Below are 15183 nucleotides of genomic sequence, written 5' to 3'. Positions count from 1 at the left end.
TCAGTCGATGGGCCAGACCCCACCGGGAGGCGCTCACCTACATCCTCACTGTCAGTCGAGCGGTGCGGGTGGTGCGGGGGCCTCGGCGGTCTGGGCGCCCTTGGCGGGCCGGCGACGGCGCACCGGGGGCCGTACGCCGTCGGCGAGGCGGCGCGCGGTGGCGAGGAAGCCGGTGTGGCCGACCATGCGGTGGTCGGGACGTACGGCGAGGCCTTCGACGTGCCAGGAGCGCAGGAGGGTCTCGAAGGCGTACGGCTCGGCGAAGGCTCCGTGCTCGCGCAGGCTCTCCACGACGCGGGACAGCTGGGTGGTGGTGGCGACGTAGGCGCAGACGAGGCCGCCGGGGACGAGGGCCTTGGCGACGGCGTCGACGCATTCCCAGGGGGCGAGCATGTCGAGGACGACGCGGTCGACGTCGGTGTCGGTGAGGGCGTCTTCGAGGGAGCCGAGGGTGAGGCGCCAGGCGGGGTGCGGGCCGCCGAAGTAGGTCTCGACGTTGGTGCGGGCGATCTCGGCGAAGTCCTCGCGGCGTTCGTAGGAGGAGACCAGGCCGTGTTCGCCGACGGCGCGCAGGAGCCAGCAGGTCAGCGCGCCGGAGCCGGCGCCGGCCTCGACGACGCGGGCGCCGGGGAAGATGTCGGCCATGGTGACGATCTGGGCGGCGTCCTTGGGGTAGACGACGGCGGCGCCGCGGGGCATGCGGAGCGCGTAGTCGGCGAGGAGCGGCCGGAAGGCGAGGTATTCGGTGCCGCCGGTGGAGCGGAAGACGCTGCCCTCCGGGCTGCCGATGATGTCGTCGTGCGGGATGGCGCCCTTGTGGCTGTGGTAGAGCTTGCCGGGCTGGAGGGTGACCGTGTTGACCCGCCCTTTGGGGTCGGTGAGCTGAACCCTGTCGCCGGGGCGGAACGGCCCGTGCGGGGCTGCGGGCATGGCGGAGCCGGCGATCGGTTCGGTCATGGCTCAAGGCTACCGAGGTCCGGGAGGCGCCCGGACCCCGGCACCGGGCCTGGGCGCCCCGGCCCGTGGCGCGGCCTCCGTCAGGCCCGGGTGAAGGTCTTGGCGAGGTCCTGGGCGACGAGCACGCCGTACATCTCGCCGGTCGGCTCGACCAGGAGGTACTCGGAGGCGGGCGCGCGGTTGACGGCGGCGACGAGGTCCTCGCCGGCGATGTCGGCGGGCAGGACCATCCCGGGGTCGAGCGTGCGGGTGAGGGCGGCGGTGTCGACCCAGGGCCGCCGCTGCTCGGGCGTGGCGGCGACGGCGGTCTCGCTGACGATGCCGATGGGGTCGTCGTCGTGGTCGACGACGACGATGGCGCCGGCGCCGGCCTCCTGGGCACGCCGTACGGCCTCGGCGAGGGGGGTGTTCTGGGGTACGCGGACGGCGCGGCGGGCGAGGGCGCGGGCGTTGAGGAGCGGGATGCGGTCGCGGACGCGGGCGACGCGGATGGCCTCGCCGGCGCCGACCCAGATGAAGGAGGCGACGAGCGCGGCCCAGATGACGGTGAGCCAGCGGTCGCCGCCGCCGGTGGCCGAGAGCGCGGCGCCGAGGACGAGCACGGCGACGGCGACGGCGCGACCGGCCCAGCCGGCGGCGACGGTGGCGGTGCGCCGGCGTCCGGTGATCTTCCAGACGGCGGCGCGGACGAGCCGGCCGCCGTCGAGGGGCAGGCCGGGCAGGAGGTTGAACACGCCGACGAGGAGGTTGGCGAGGGTGAGGGCCTCGATGAGCAGGACGGTGACGTCCGGCATGGGCACGACGAGGAGCACGGCGTAGCCGCCGACGGCGAGGCCGAGGGACAGGAGGGGGCCGGCGGCGGCGACGAGGAACTCGCGGCCGGGGGTGCGGGGCTCCTCCTCGATCTCGGAGACGCCGCCGAGGATGTGGAGGGTGATGGCGCGGACGGGCAGGCCGAAGCAGCGGGCGACGACGGAGTGGCCGATCTCGTGGACGAGGACCGAGGCGTACAGCAGCACGGCGTAGGCGAGGGCCACGAGGTAGCTGACGGGCCGGTGGACGTGCTGGGCGACCTGGGGTTCGAACATGACGGTGATGACGATCGCCACGATGAACCAGGTCCGTGAGACGTAGATGGGGATGCCGAACGGGCGTCCCATGAGGATCCCCGGCTGAGCCGGGCCGGACCGATCGCCCTGGGGCGCGCTGTCTGCCACGCCCCCGATGCTACGTGGACCGCCCGTGGACACGGCACGCGACGCGATGGTGCCGCGGCGCCCGGCACGGTCGTGCCGCGGTGGTGGTTCGCCGATGTTCTGTCGTCGGCCTGCCCTAGGGTTACGCGCATGACGGCCACCGAGATCAACACCGAGACCGACGGCGGAGCGGGCGAGGAGGGGGGGTCGGCCGGCGGAGTAACGGTGGTCGGGTCGCTGTCGCCGTCACGGGCGGGCGACTTCATGACGTGCCCGTTGCTGTACCGCTTCCGGGTGATCGACCGTATCCCGGAGCGGCCGAGCGCGGCGCAGGTGCGGGGCACGCTCGTGCACGCGGTGCTGGAGCGGCTGTTCGACATGCCGGCGGCGGCGCGGACACCGGCGGCGGCGCTGGAGTTGCTGGGGCCGGAGTGGGAGCGGCTGCTGGCCGAGGAGCCGGAGCTGGCGACGCTGTTCGACGACGAGGAGGCCGGGGACGGCGCCGGTGTCGAGGGCGCACGGGAGGAGTGGCTGGCCGAGGCGCGCGCGATGGTGGAGCGTTACTTCGCGCTGGAGGATCCGCGGCGGCTGGAGCCCGCGAGCCGTGAGCTGTACGTCGAGACGGTCCTGGAGTCGGGGCTGCAGCTGCGGGGCTACATCGACCGGCTCGACGTGGCGCCGACCGGTGAGGTGCGCGTGGTCGACTACAAGACCGGGCGGGCGCCGCGAGCCGACTTCGAGGCGCGCGCGCTGTTCCAGATGAAGTTCTACGCGCTGGTGCTGTGGCGGTTGCACGGCACGGTGCCGCGGCTGCTGCAGCTGATGTATCTCGGCAACGGTGAGATCCTGCGGTACGCGCCGGACGAGGCCGACCTGCGGGCGACGGAGCGCAAGGTCGAGGCGCTGTGGAAGGCGATCCGGCGGGCGATGGACTCCGGTGAGTGGCGGGAGCGCACGAGCCGCCTGTGCGACTGGTGCGACCACAAGCAGCGCTGCCCGTCGTTCGGGGGCGTGCTGCCGCCGCTGCCGAGCGCGGGTGCGGGGAGCGCGGCGGAGGGTGAGCCGCTGGGGCCGGAGCGCGACGACCTGTGAGCGCCCGGCCGTAGCGAGCGCGCGGGGCCGGTGGTCCCGGTGGTCGCTCCGCGCTTCCTTCCCGCGGTGGCGGCGGTCTCCTCCCTGCGGAGGAGGGCGGATCCGCGTGCAGGAGGGGATCGCGGCGGGCCGGAGCCCCTAACGTTGAGGCGTGTCCGAGCTGATTCGCAGCCGTCGTGCGTGGCTTGGTGCGCGTCCAGTCGTCGCGGATGCGCTCGTTTCGGCGTTCCTGACGGTCTCCTGCCTGGTCGAGGCGGCGTTCCAGAACTCCTACGGCGACCTTCCCGGCAAGCACCCCGACGTGCTGTGCGCGGTGCTGATGTCGGTCGTGGTGATGTCGCTGACGCTGCGCCGGCGCATGCCGGTGCCGGTGATGGCGTTCACGCTGGCCGGGAACGTCCTGCTGACGGTGCTGGGCTACGTGCCGACGCTGGGCGCCGGCCTGGCGTGCCTGGTGGCGCTGTACTCCGTGGCCTCGCACCGCGGGCTGGGCACGAGCCTGCCGGTCGGTGTGCTGGCGCTGGTGACGTACCTCATCACGATGGCCGCGCAGGGGCACACGTTCTGGCAGGCGGTGAGCAACGCGGTGCTGTTCACCGGAGGGTGGTGGATCGGGCGGAGCCTGCGGCTGCGCCGGGCGTACCTGGATGAGCTGGAGGCGCGGGCGCGGCGGCTGGAGCGGGCGCGCGAGGCCGACTCGCGGGCGGCGCGGGCGGAGGAGCGTTCGCGGATCGCCCGTGAGCTGCATGACGTGGTGGCCCATCATGTGAGTGTGATGACGGTTCAGGCGGGTGCGGCGCGGCGGATCCTGCACCGCGACCCGGAGGCGGTGCAGGACGCGCTGTCCACGATCGAGCAGATGGGCCGTACGGCGCTCGGGGAGATGCGGCGGCTGGTGGGGGTGCTGCGCACCGAGGCGGAGCCGGCGCGCAGCGAGCTGTCGCCGCAACCGGGCGTGAACGACGTGAGCGGCCTGGTGGAGCAGTTGCGCGAGACCGGCCTGCAGGTCCAGCTGTGGATCGAGGGTGAGAGCCGGTCGCTGTCGCCGGGGGTGGATCTGGCGGCGTTCCGGCTGGTGCAGGAGGCGCTGACGAACACCCTGAAGCACGCCGGGCCGCAGGCGCGGGCGTGGGTGCGCATCCAGTACGCCGATCGTCAGTTGGAGATCGAGGTGGAGGATGACGGCCGGGGGCTGGTGGCGGGACTGGGCCGGCCGGGCGGGGGCGGCAACGGGCATGGGCTGATGGGCATGCGTGAGCGGGTCGCCCTCTATGGTGGCGATCTGCGGATCGGACCGCGTTCGGGCGGTGGGTTCGAGGTCCGCGCCCGATTCCCGTTGGAGGTTCCGTGACGATCAGGGTGCTGCTGGTCGATGACCAGCCGCTGCTGCGCACCGGGTTCCGTCTCATCCTGGAGGGTGAGGCGGACATCGCCGTCGTCGGCGAGGCAGGCGACGGCGCGCAGGCGGTGGAGCTGACCCGCACGCTGCTGCCGGAGGTGGTCCTGATGGACATCCGGATGCCGGGTGTGGACGGCATCGAGGCGACGCGGCGGATCGTCCGCGAGGAGGCGGCCAAGCACGATCCACGAGTGCTGATCCTGACCACGTTCGACCTCGATGAGTACGTCGTGGAGGCGGTACGGGCCGGGGCGAGCGGGTTCCTGCTCAAGGACGCGCCGCCGGAGGACCTGGTCACGGCGATCCGTATCGTCGCGGGCGGGGACGCGATCGTGGCGCCGAGCGTGACGCGGCGGCTCCTGGACCGGTTCGCGACGCGGCTGCCGTCGGTACGGGAGGAGGCGCCGCCGCGGGGTCTGGCGATGCTGACCGAGCGGGAGCTGGAGGTGCTGCGGCATGTGGCGCGGGGGTTGTCCAACGCCGAGATCGCCGCGCAGCTCGTGGTGAGCGAGACGACGATCAAGACCCATGTGGGGAACCTGCTGGCCAAGCTGGGACTGCGCGACCGCGTCCAGGCCGTGGTGTTCGCCTACGAGACGGGCCTGATCCAGCCCGGCCAGGCGTAGCGCCCCGGCCCGGCCGCCCGCCGCGACGCCCGTGCGGACCTGGCCGGCGCCGCGGGTTCCCCGGTCCGCGGCGAGGCCGGTGTTCTCGTCCTCGGGGCGGAGGACCCGCCCGTGGTGGCTCCGCCGCGGGCCCCGCGGGTCAGCGGCCGAGGGCGGCCAGGTCGTACATGCCGTAGGCCGGGTGGACGTAGACGTTACGCAGCGAGTCGGGACGGTAGGTCACGGTCCGCTCGTCGAGGAGCGGCACCAGGGCGGCGTCCGCCATCAGCTGCCGGTCCGCCTCCGCCCAGGCGCTCGCGCGGCGGGCCGGGTCGGTGGTCTTCAGGCCGTCGGCGAGGATCCGTTTCAGCCGCGGGTCGCGCAGCTCCATGATGTCGCGATTGGCGGTCTTGGTGACCGCGCCGGTGATCGGTGCCAGGAAGCCGTACCCGGTCGGGTACGTCGCGGCCTGCGCGTCCAGGACGATGCCCAGCTGGTGGGCGTGCACGTACGCGGGTGAGCCGGCCCTGCTCCCCCACTGGAACGGCGACAGCCTGGTGACCTGGACGGTGATGCCGACCGCGTCCAGCGCGCGGCTCAGCGCTCCGGCGGCGGCGACGTCCCCGGCCCGGTCGCTGCGTACCGCCAGGCCGGTGTGGAAGCCGTCCGGCCGGCCGCAGGCCCGCAGCTCCTGCCGCGCGCGGGCGAGGTCGTGCGGGTAGGGGTTCGCGGCGCGGTACCCGATGACGGTGGGGGGCAGCGCGGTCGTGGCGACATCGCCGGCGGCGAGGCCGCCGTACGCGGCCCGTACGGCGACGCGGTCGACGGCGTACTGCACGGCACGGCGGCAGTGCACGTCGTCCAGGGGCCGTACGCCCCGGGGCAGCATGGCGTACCGCACGAGGCCGGTCAGCGGGTCGTCGGCACGCGCGCGTTCGGCGGGCGAGGCCAGGATGCTCGCGCGGGTCCGGGGCAGCACGCCCGCGCCGGTCGGGTCGGCGTCCGCGCCGCCGCCCAGCAGGCGGGCGTCGACGTCGGCGGCGGCCACCTTCTCGGTGACCTCGATCCGGTCGGGCAGCGCCGGGCGGGCGGGGCCGTTCTTCCACTCGGGGTTGCGGACGAGGGTGAAGCCCTCGCCGATGTCATTGCGGGAGAAGCGGTACGGCCCGGTGGACAGGGGGTGCTTCTCATACTTTCGTCTCGTGTCGGCGTCGCGCGGCACCGGCGCGGTCTGCGGGCTCGCCACCAGGTGGTCGAAGTCGGCGAACGGGTGCCCGAGGTGGAAGACGACCGTGCGGTCGTCGGGCGTCGTGACGCCGGTGAAGTGGTCGAGGTCCGCGTCGAGGTACGGACCCCAGTAGGTTCCGGACAGGACGTCGCGCAGGTCGTGCGGGCCGTCGTTCAGCTCGGCGGTGTAGTTGCTGCGCGCGACCGCGTACTTGACGTCCTGCGCGCGTACGGCACGGCCGTTCTCGTAGGTCAGGCCGGGGCGGAGCCGGTAGGTCCAGGTGCGGCCCCCGTCACTGGGCTTGCCGAGCCCTTCGGCCAGGTCGGGTACGAGCCGCAGGCCGGCGGCGCCGGGGGCCGGGGCGTAGGTGACGAGCGAGCGCGCGTACAGGCGTGCCAGGTCCGCACCGTAGGCGAACCCGAGGTCGCCGGGGTCGAGCGAGACCGGCGCGTCGGTCATGAGCAGCCGCAGCGTGCCGCCGCGGCTCGACGAGGGGTGCACGGTTCGCGTCGACGCCTGGTCGAACGTGGTGTCCGCCCGGACCCCGCCGCCCTGCCCGCCGCCGCACCCGGCCAGGCCGAGCACGAGCACCGCCACGCATGCCGCGAATCTGCCTGTCACCCGTAAATCATTGCAACCAGTGCATCATTGCACCAAGCGCACGAAGTGAGACGTTCACCACGCACGGCATGCGGGCGGTGACGCGTCAGGCGATACCGGCGGCCTTGGCGACGCGGTTCTCGGCGTCCGCCGGGGCGTTCTCCGGGAAGTGGCAGGCGACCTGGTGACCCGGCCGGAGTTCCACCATCGGCGGCTCCACCTGGCCGCACACCTCCTGGGCCTTCCAGCAGCGAGTGTGGAACCGGCACGCCGGCGGCGGGTTCAGGGGGCTGGGCACGTCGCCCTGCAGCCGGATCCGCTCGCGTCCGCCGCGGACGCTCGGGTCCGGCACCGGGACCGCCGACAGCAGCGCCACCGTGTACGGGTGCATGGGGCCGCTGTACAGGCTCTCGTTGTCGCCCAGCTCCACCATCTTGCCCAGGTACATGACCCCGACCTGGTCGGAGATGTGCCGGACCACCGACAGGTCGTGCGCGATCACCACGTACGTCAGGTCGAACTCGTCCTGCAGGTCCTCCAGCAGGTTGACGACCTGCGCCTGGATCGAGACGTCCAGGGCCGACACCGGCTCGTCCGCCACGATGAGCTTCGGCCGCAGCGCGAGCGTGCGGGCGATGCCGATGCGCTGCCGCTGCCCGCCGGAGAACTCGTGCGGATACCGGTTGTAGTGCTCGGGGTTGAGGCCCACCACGTCGAGCAGGTCCTGCACCGCCTTCTTCACGCCCGCCTCGGTCGCCACCTTCTGCAGGTGGAACGGCGCGCCGACGATCGAGCCGACCGTCTTGCGCGGGTTCAGCGACGAGTACGGATCCTGGAAGATCATCTGGATGTCGCGGCGCAGCGGGCGCATCGCGCCCTGCGACACGTGGGTGATGTCGCGGCCCTGGAAGACGATACGGCCGTCCGTGGGCTCCAGCAGGCGGGTGATCATGCGGCCGGTGGTCGTCTTGCCGCAGCCGGACTCCCCCACCAGGCCCAGAGTCTGGCCCGTACGGACGGTGAAGTCGACGCCGTCGACGGCCTTGACGGCGCCCACCTGACGTTTGACGACCGCGCCGCGCGTCACCGGGAAGTGCTTGCGCAGCCCGCTGACCTCCAGCAGGGCGTCACCCTCCGGGCCCGACGGCCGCGGCTCCTCCACCACCGTCGTGTCAGGTGTCGTCACCATGTCTCCCGCGGTCTCCTCGTTCAAAGCTTCGGCCGTACCTCTTCGTCCCAGAGACGCCGCCGGTCCTGCCGGTCCAGGTGGCAGGCGACCCGGTGCCCGGGCGAGACCTCGCGCAGCTCCGGGCGCTCGGTCTCGCTGCGCCCCTGGTTCAGCTCCGCGTACGTGCAGCGGGGGCTGAACGCGCAGCCCTGCGGCACGTTGATCAGGCTGGGCGGGCTGCCCTTGATCGGCAGGAGCCGCTCGGAACGGTCCCGGTCCAGGCGGGGCATCGAGCCGAGCAGGCCCCAGGTGTAGGGGTGCTCCGGCGCGTGGAAGATCTCCTCCACGTCGCCGTGCTCCACGCATCGGCCGCCGTACATCACCAGGATGTCGTCGGACAGCTCGGCGACCACGCCGAGGTCGTGCGTAATGATGATGACCGCGGAGTTGAACTCCTGCTGCAGGTCGCGGATCAGGTCGAGGATCTGCGCCTGCACGGTCACGTCGAGGGCCGTCGTGGGCTCGTCGGCGATGAGCAGCTCCGGGTCGCACGACAGCGCCATCGCGATCATCGCGCGCTGGCGCATGCCGCCGGAGAACTGGTGCGGGTAGTCGTCGACCCGCTTGTCCGGCTGCGGGATGCCGACGCGGTGGAGCATGTCGATGGCGTGCTTGCGGGCGACCTGCTTGGAGACGTCGTTGTGCAGGCGGTACGCCTCGATGATCTGCGCGCCGATGGTGTAGAAGGGGTGCATCGACGACAGCGGGTCCTGGAAGATCATCGCCATCTTCCGGCCGCGCATGCGCCGCACCTGGTCGGCCGACGAGCCGACGATCTCCTGCCCGTCCAGCCAGATCTCGCCGGAGACCCGGGCGTTCTTGCGGTTGTGCAGGCCCAGCAGGCCGAGGCTGGTCACGCTCTTGCCCGAGCCGGACTCCCCCACGATGCCGAGCGTACGGCCGCGTTCCAGGGAGAAGGACAGCCCGTCGACCGACCGGACCAGGCCGTCGTCGGTCGGGAAGTGAATGCGCAGGTCCCGGACCTCCAGGAACGCCTGCGGCGCCTCCACCGTCGCCTTCGGTTCCGTCATGAGAGCCTCACCCTCGGGTCGATCACCGCGTACAGGATGTCCACGACGAGGTTGGCGATCACGATGAAGAACGCTCCGATCATCACGACGCCGAGGACCCGCGGCAGGTCGTTGTTGTTGATCGAGTCGATCGCGAACTTGCCGAGCCCCGGCAGGGAGAAGGTGCCCTCGGTCAGCACCGCGCCGCCGAGCAGCGTGCCCAGGTCGATGCCGAAGATGGTCAGCACCGGTGTCAGGGTGGCCCGCAGCGCGTGTCTCGTGATCACGACGCGTTCGGGCAGGCCCTTGGCGCGTGCCGTGCGGATGTAGTCCTCCCCCATCGTCTCCAGCATCCCGGCGCGGGTCAGCCGCGCGTACAAGGCGCCCTGCAGAAACGCCAGCGTGACCCATGGCAGCACGAGGTTGGCGGCCCAGGTCGCCGGATTCTGGGTGAGCCCGACATAGGTGCCGGCGCCGGGGAACCATTGCAGGTGGTCCCGGAAGATCGCCAATGACAGCAGCCCGGTGAAGAAGATCGGCAGCGACACCCCGGCGAGGGCGACGCCCATCGACACCCGGTCGACCGCGCTGCCCCGCTTGAGCGCGGAGATCACGCCGGTGGTCACGCCGAACAGCAGCCAGATCACCGCCGCGCCGCCCGCGAGGGACAGCGTCACCGGCAGCCGGTCGAGCAGGTCCGGCCAGACCGGCGTCTGGTTGATGAAGGAGTAGCCGAAGCACGGCGGCGCGCAGTACACCTTCGAGGGGCCGAAGTCGTAGTGCGCCCCGACGACGATGCCCTTCACGAAGTCCCAGTACTGGACCACCACCGGCCGGTTCAGGCCGAGCCGGATCTCCACTTCGTGGACCGCCTGGGGGCCCGCGCTCTTACCCACGTAACGCGAGGCCAGGTCCGCGCTGCTCGCACCGGTCAGCCTCGGGACGAGGAAGAAGATGGCGAAGGTCACCATGCTCACGATGATGAGCAGGGCGATGGCGGCGAGCAGTCGCCGGAGGAGGAAGTTGACCACAGTCCCTGGCTGCGGTGGACGGCGGGCCGGTTAGCTCCCGCCGTCCACCGATGCCTTCACCTGCCTTCTATGGACGGTTCTGCCGACGGCTACTTCACGCCCAGCTGGGCGTAGTCGTAGAAGCCGTTGAGGCCCTGGTTGACGTACGCGTTCTTCACCGTGGGCGGCCGGTAGAGCAGGTGCTTCTCATCCAGGAACGGCACGATGTAGGCGTCGTCCATGACCTTCGCGTCGATCTGGGCCCACAGCGCACCGCGAGCGGTGGTGTCGGCGGTCACCGCCGCCTTGTCCAGCAGCTGGTCGACGGCCGGGTCCTTCACGCCGAGGTTGGTGTTGCCCGCGGTCCGGATGACGCGGCTGTCGACGATCTGCTGGAGGTAGCCGAAGCCCTCCGGCCAGTCGGCGCCCCAGGACATCATGATCAGGCCGATGCCGTTGTCCTTCACGTACTCCGGCTTGCCGGCGTAGAGCTTGAAGTAGTCGCCCGTGGGGAACTTCTTGATCTCGGTCTTGATGCCGACCTTCTGCAGGCCCTGCTGGAGCGCGAGAGCGGCGTTGAGCTCCTTCGTCCGCTCGGTGCGCGCGGAGATGACCGTGCTGAAGCCGTTCGGCTTACCGCACGCCTGCAGCTCCTGCTTGGCCTTGGCCACGTCGCCGTGGTTGCCCGCCCCGGAGGGGTAGGGGTTGATGTCCTGGTTGCCGGGGATCAGCGGCATCATCAGGTGGGTCGCGATGTCACCACCGGACAGCGGGCCGCCGTAGGCCGTCTGCATCGCCTGCTTGTCGGTGGCGTACTCCACGGCCTTCCGGCAGTGGACGTTGTCGAACGGCGGCACCGAGGAGGAGATCGCCACGTAGTCCAGCCGGGCGGTCGCCGCCGAGTCGGCGTTCTTCTTCAGGTTGGGGTTCGACTGGACCTTGGCCGCGGCGGCGGCCCCCAGCCCCAGGCCCTGGATGTCCATGTCCGCCGAACCGGCGATGAGCCGGTTGTCCAGGTCGTCGGCGTTGACGCCGATCTGCACCTGGATGCGGTCCGGCAGCTGCTTGCGGTTCGGGTCCGTGCTGGGGTCCCAGTTGGTGTTGCGGACCAGGTTCAGCTGCTTGCCCGGCGTGTAGCTCTCGAACTTGTACGGCCCGGTGGACACCGGGTGCAGCTTGTAGTTCGTGCCCGTGTCCTTCGCCTGCGGCACCGGGATGGTGGCCGGCAGCATCGCGAAGTAGTCGAAGCCGGCGAACGCCTTCTTCAGGTGGAAGACGATCGTGTTGTCATCCGGCGTCTCGATCGCCTTCAGGCCGAGCTTGCCCGGGGTCTTGTCCTTGTACGGCGACGAGTAGCCCTTGGTGTCGAGGAAGTCACCGAAGTACGTCGGCCCGTCCGGGAAGGTGTTCTTGTCCAGCGTGCGCTCGACGTCGTACTTGACGTCCTGGGCGCGGACCGGCGTGCCGTCCTCGTACTTGACGCCCGGCTTGAGCTTGTAGGTCCAGGTCTTGAAGTCGGCGCTGTGCTGACCGAGGTTCTGGGCCAGGTCGGGGACCAGCTGCAGGCCGTCCTTGCCGGGCACGGTCTTGAACATCGTCAGCGCCCGGCCGTACAGGCGGATGAAGTCCCAGGACCACCCGTAGTAGGTGTCGGCCGGGTCGGTGCTGTCCCAGTCGGAGGCGGTGCCGATGCGGAGCGTGCCGCCGGTCTTCGTCGACGCGTTCACCACCGAGGTGTTGCCCTCGTTGAACTTGCCGTTCCCTCCGCTACCGCTGTTGGAACCGCCGGTGCCGCCGCACGCGGCCAGGGCGAGGGCGAGCGCGGCGCCCACCGCCACCAAAGGCGTTCTTCTCCTCATTTGGTTGTCTTCCTCCTTGGGGAACGACGCTGAGAGTCGGTCCGATCGGCACATCTGTGATCAGCGGGCACGGGGGTCCAGGGCGTCGCGCAGCCCGTCGCCGAACAGGTTGAAGGCGAGAACGGTGATGAAGATCGCCAGGCCGGGAACGATCATGAACCATGGGTCGACCGAGTAGATCGGAACCGCCTGGGCGAGCATGCCGCCCCACGTGGGCGTCGGCTCGTTGACACCGACCCCGAGATAGGAGAGCGCCGCCTCGAACAGGATGTTCGTGGGGATCAGCAGCGTGGAGTACACCAGGATCGGCGCGACGAGGTTCGGCAGCAGCTCGCGGAACAGGATGTAGGGCGCCCGCGCGCCCATCGAGCGCGCGGCGTCGACGAACTCCCGTTCGCGCAGCGACAGGGTCTGCCCGCGGATGATCCGGCCGATGTAGGCCCAGTTGAAGAACCCGATGATGAAGATCAGCAGGCCGATGCGCAGCCCGTTGCCGGACAGCCCGAACACCTTGCCCTGAACCACGCCGGCGAGCGCGATGGCGAACAGCAGGAGCGGGAAGGCCAGGAAGACGTCCATCGCGCGGGCGATCAGAGTGTCGACCCAGCCGCCGAAGTAGCCGGCGATGATGCCGAGGGTCGATCCGATGACGACCGACAGCAGCGTCGCGAGGGAGGCGATGAGCAGGGAGATCCGGGCGCCGTACACGATCCGGCTGAAGATGTCACGGCCGTTCGTCGGCTCGATCCCGAGCAGGTACTTCCCGCTGATGCCCGAGTGCCAGGGACCGTGCAGCGGACGCTGGAGGTTCGGGTCGATCAGGTCCTGGTGGAACTCGCTCGTCGGGTGGCCGAACCACGACGTCAGCAACGGCGCGAAGATCGCCATGAGGACCAGGAGGATCACCACGACACCACCGGCCATGGCCACCTTGTCGCGCCGGAGCCGCATCCAGGCGATCTGACCGAGCGAACGGCCCTCGACCTTGCCGCCCATGCCCGCGAGCACGGCCTCCGGCTGCGCCTCGGCCTCGGAACCCGACACCTCGATCGGTGCGGTCACGGCACCTCCTTCGTCGGCACCGTGACCAAAGTGCTGTGTTGAACGGTTCCCTCGCTGCGCTCAGTCACTAGGGGTACCTCCCACGCTCGGCGGCGTTGCCGTCAATGGAGCGATCGGCCACCCCATATGCGAAACAGGACATATGAGGCCCATACGCGCCCATTGGAGAGGGAACCTACCTCTCCCGGGACGACTTTCATGCCCGGGAGCAGGTCGGCGCTAGTACCCGTGTCTCGATTGTGATCTCGTCGTCATCAAGGCCACATTCGGTGTTACACGCTCGTGAACATGTGCAGGAACGCCGTCACACGCGAGTCACATCGGCCCCACGTTTCCGCAGGTCATCAGCTGATCCCGCGGTTCTTCAAGATCTGCTCGATCTCGGCCAGATCGGGGTCGGCCGCCGCCTTCCGCTCCTCGACCGCAGGCTTGGCCCGGCCCTTGGAGGCCGCCTTGGGCGCGCCACCGGAGTCGCCACGGCCGGCATCGACGCGGCCGGATCCCTCCTTCGCACCACCGCCCCGGCGCAGCATCACGCCGGAGGTCATGTACAGCACCGCGCCGAGGCCCAGGACGATCACTCCCGCCCACTTGAGCGGGCTGAACACCAGGTCGGCCAGGAACTTCGTCAGGCCGGTCAGGTAGGCGCCCAGCGGAACCAGCGACCACGCGGCACCGCGCAGGCCGGAGGCCGCCCCGCGCCGGCGCGCGGCCGCCCAGCTGCCCGCCAACCCCAGCACCGTGACGGCCAGGCTGATCGAAAAGAGGAAGAAGTCGCTCATGAGTTCTCCTCCGCCGAAGGAGTGACCGGGAGCGCCGTGTCATGGATTCGCTCACTTCGTTCGCTCATGGCGGCACCTCGTTGGGACGGATCCGTACGTACGGCTGGCCCTCCCATGGTTACACGTAATGACGCGAATCCCACTCCTTCCACGGGACGGTTCGGGCTACTCCCCCGGCATGAGCCCCTCGGCCAGCGCCCGGCCCAGCGGCGTACGCCGGTACCGCACCTCGTGACCGGCGCGGCGCCGGGTCAGCAGGCCCGCGCCCTCCAGCGCGGACAGGTGCGCCGACACCGTGGAGGGCGCCAGGCCGTGCCGGGCCGCGAGCGCCGCGGTCGTGGCCGGCTCGGCGAGGTCGGCGAGGATCAGGGCCCGGGTACGGCCGAGAAGCCGGGCCAGCGGGACCGGGGCCGTCGCCCGCCCGCCCAGGAGCGCGCCGATGCCCCGGGCCGGGTAGACCAGCGTCGGCTGCCAGGGCCGGTCCACGATCGCCGCGACGCTGGGCCACACGAAGGCGCTCGGCATCAGGATCAGCCCGTCGCCGTCCAGTTCCCGCTCGACGTCGTCACCGGCCGGCTCGATCACGATGGACTGCCCGGCCCACCGGATGCGCTCGTCCAGGCCGGCGACGACGTGACCGAGGCCGTACGCGGCCAGGAGCCGTGAGCGGTACTCGATGTCGGCGTCGATCAGCTCCCGCACCCGCGGCCACCAGGGCAGCACCAGCCGGCGCCAGGCGTCCTCCAGCTCGGCGACGAGAGCGTCGCGCGCCGCCTCCGGGTCGGCGATCATCGCGCGCACGGCGGCCGGTGACCGGCACGGGTGGACGCGGCACAGCTCGGCCCGGACCTGCTCGGGCGGGGTCGCGCGCACGGCGGCGAGCTGGTCCTCCACCGAGAGCGCGGCCTCACGCGGCGGAGGGCTGAGGAAGTCGGGCGTGTAGCCGCGCGGGGACTGCACGGCGAGCAGCCGGTGCGCCGGAGGGGCGCCGCGCACCTGTTCCCACCAGGGCCGCAGGTACGGGCGGGGGCGCGGGTCGACGAACGCGCGCACGGCGTTCACCGTCTCCCACAGCGGGGAGGTGGCGAACCGGCAGCGCAGCAGATCGCCGCCGCTCGCCACGAGGCGCGTCACGGCCACGACATTCGCCCCCTA

The 15183-nt window shown here is 71.3% G+C and carries 13 protein-coding genes; 3 read left to right on the top strand and 10 right to left on the bottom strand.

Going from position 1 to position 15183, the window contains the following annotated elements:
- Nucleotides 1-51: 51 nt before the first annotated feature.
- The gene (locus ABEA10_RS45395; RefSeq protein ID WP_345474911.1) at nucleotides 52-957 is read right to left on the bottom strand and encodes a tRNA (adenine-N1)-methyltransferase; all 906 of its coding nucleotides are present in this window, start codon (nucleotides 955-957) and stop codon (nucleotides 52-54) included.
- Nucleotides 958-1037: 80 nt separating this feature from the next.
- Complete coding sequence (locus ABEA10_RS45390; protein WP_345474910.1) at nucleotides 1038-2174, bottom strand: site-2 protease family protein; 1137 nt, start codon at nucleotides 2172-2174, stop codon at nucleotides 1038-1040.
- A gap of 243 nt (nucleotides 2175-2417) precedes the next feature.
- On the opposite strand from ABEA10_RS45390, the gene ABEA10_RS45385 reads away from it, so the two are divergent.
- The 3 genes from ABEA10_RS45385 to ABEA10_RS45375 all read left to right on the top strand — a co-directional run bounded on the left by ABEA10_RS45385 (nucleotide 2418) and on the right by ABEA10_RS45375 (nucleotide 5270).
- On the top strand, nucleotides 2418-3245 hold the full coding sequence (locus ABEA10_RS45385) for a RecB family exonuclease (RefSeq protein WP_425551045.1): 828 nt from the start codon (nucleotides 2418-2420) through the stop codon (nucleotides 3243-3245).
- Nucleotides 3246-3396: 151 nt separating this feature from the next.
- Nucleotides 3397-4596, top strand: a complete 1200-nt coding sequence (locus ABEA10_RS45380) for a sensor histidine kinase (protein ID WP_345474908.1) — start codon at nucleotides 3397-3399, stop codon at nucleotides 4594-4596.
- Nucleotides 4593-5270, top strand: coding sequence for a response regulator transcription factor (locus ABEA10_RS45375; RefSeq protein WP_329234688.1), 678 nt, complete (start codon nucleotides 4593-4595; stop codon nucleotides 5268-5270). The genes ABEA10_RS45380 and ABEA10_RS45375 overlap by 4 nt, the downstream gene beginning before the upstream one ends.
- A gap of 139 nt (nucleotides 5271-5409) precedes the next feature.
- On the opposite strand, the gene ABEA10_RS45370 is transcribed toward ABEA10_RS45375, so the two are convergent.
- From ABEA10_RS45370 to ABEA10_RS45335, 8 genes are all read right to left on the bottom strand, one after another.
- A complete protein-coding gene (locus ABEA10_RS45370) occupies nucleotides 5410-7098 on the bottom strand; it encodes an ABC transporter substrate-binding protein (protein WP_345474907.1) in 1689 nt (562 codons plus the stop codon).
- 85 nt (nucleotides 7099-7183) lie between these two features.
- The gene (locus ABEA10_RS45365) at nucleotides 7184-8266 is read right to left on the bottom strand and encodes an ABC transporter ATP-binding protein (protein ID WP_345474906.1); all 1083 of its coding nucleotides are present in this window, start codon (nucleotides 8264-8266) and stop codon (nucleotides 7184-7186) included.
- Between the two features lie 20 nt (nucleotides 8267-8286).
- Nucleotides 8287-9336: an ABC transporter ATP-binding protein gene (locus ABEA10_RS45360; RefSeq protein ID WP_345474905.1), complete on the bottom strand. Its 1050-nt coding sequence runs from the start codon at nucleotides 9334-9336 to the stop codon at nucleotides 8287-8289.
- Nucleotides 9333-10346, bottom strand: a complete 1014-nt coding sequence (locus ABEA10_RS45355; protein ID WP_345474904.1) for an ABC transporter permease — start codon at nucleotides 10344-10346, stop codon at nucleotides 9333-9335. The genes ABEA10_RS45360 and ABEA10_RS45355 overlap by 4 nt, the downstream gene beginning before the upstream one ends.
- 89 nt (nucleotides 10347-10435) lie before the next feature.
- Entirely contained in the window at nucleotides 10436-12184 is a 1749-nt protein-coding gene (locus tag ABEA10_RS45350; RefSeq protein ID WP_345474903.1) for an ABC transporter substrate-binding protein, read from the bottom strand.
- Nucleotides 12185-12244: 60 nt separating this feature from the next.
- Nucleotides 12245-13246, bottom strand: coding sequence for an ABC transporter permease (locus ABEA10_RS45345; protein ID WP_345474902.1), 1002 nt, complete (start codon nucleotides 13244-13246; stop codon nucleotides 12245-12247).
- A 344-nt stretch (nucleotides 13247-13590) separates the two neighbouring features.
- Complete coding sequence (locus ABEA10_RS45340) at nucleotides 13591-14028, bottom strand: hypothetical protein (RefSeq protein WP_345474901.1); 438 nt, start codon at nucleotides 14026-14028, stop codon at nucleotides 13591-13593.
- 165 nt (nucleotides 14029-14193) lie between these two features.
- The gene (locus ABEA10_RS45335; protein ID WP_345474900.1) at nucleotides 14194-15162 is read right to left on the bottom strand and encodes a DUF5937 family protein; all 969 of its coding nucleotides are present in this window, start codon (nucleotides 15160-15162) and stop codon (nucleotides 14194-14196) included.
- Between the last annotated feature and the right edge of the window lie 21 nt (nucleotides 15163-15183).

The sequence above is a fragment of the Actinoallomurus oryzae genome, assembly GCF_039541955.1.
GTDB classification, from domain to species: Bacteria; Actinomycetota; Actinomycetes; order Streptosporangiales; family Streptosporangiaceae; genus Actinoallomurus; species Actinoallomurus oryzae.
This window is presented reverse-complemented; position numbering and strand designations above follow the sequence as displayed.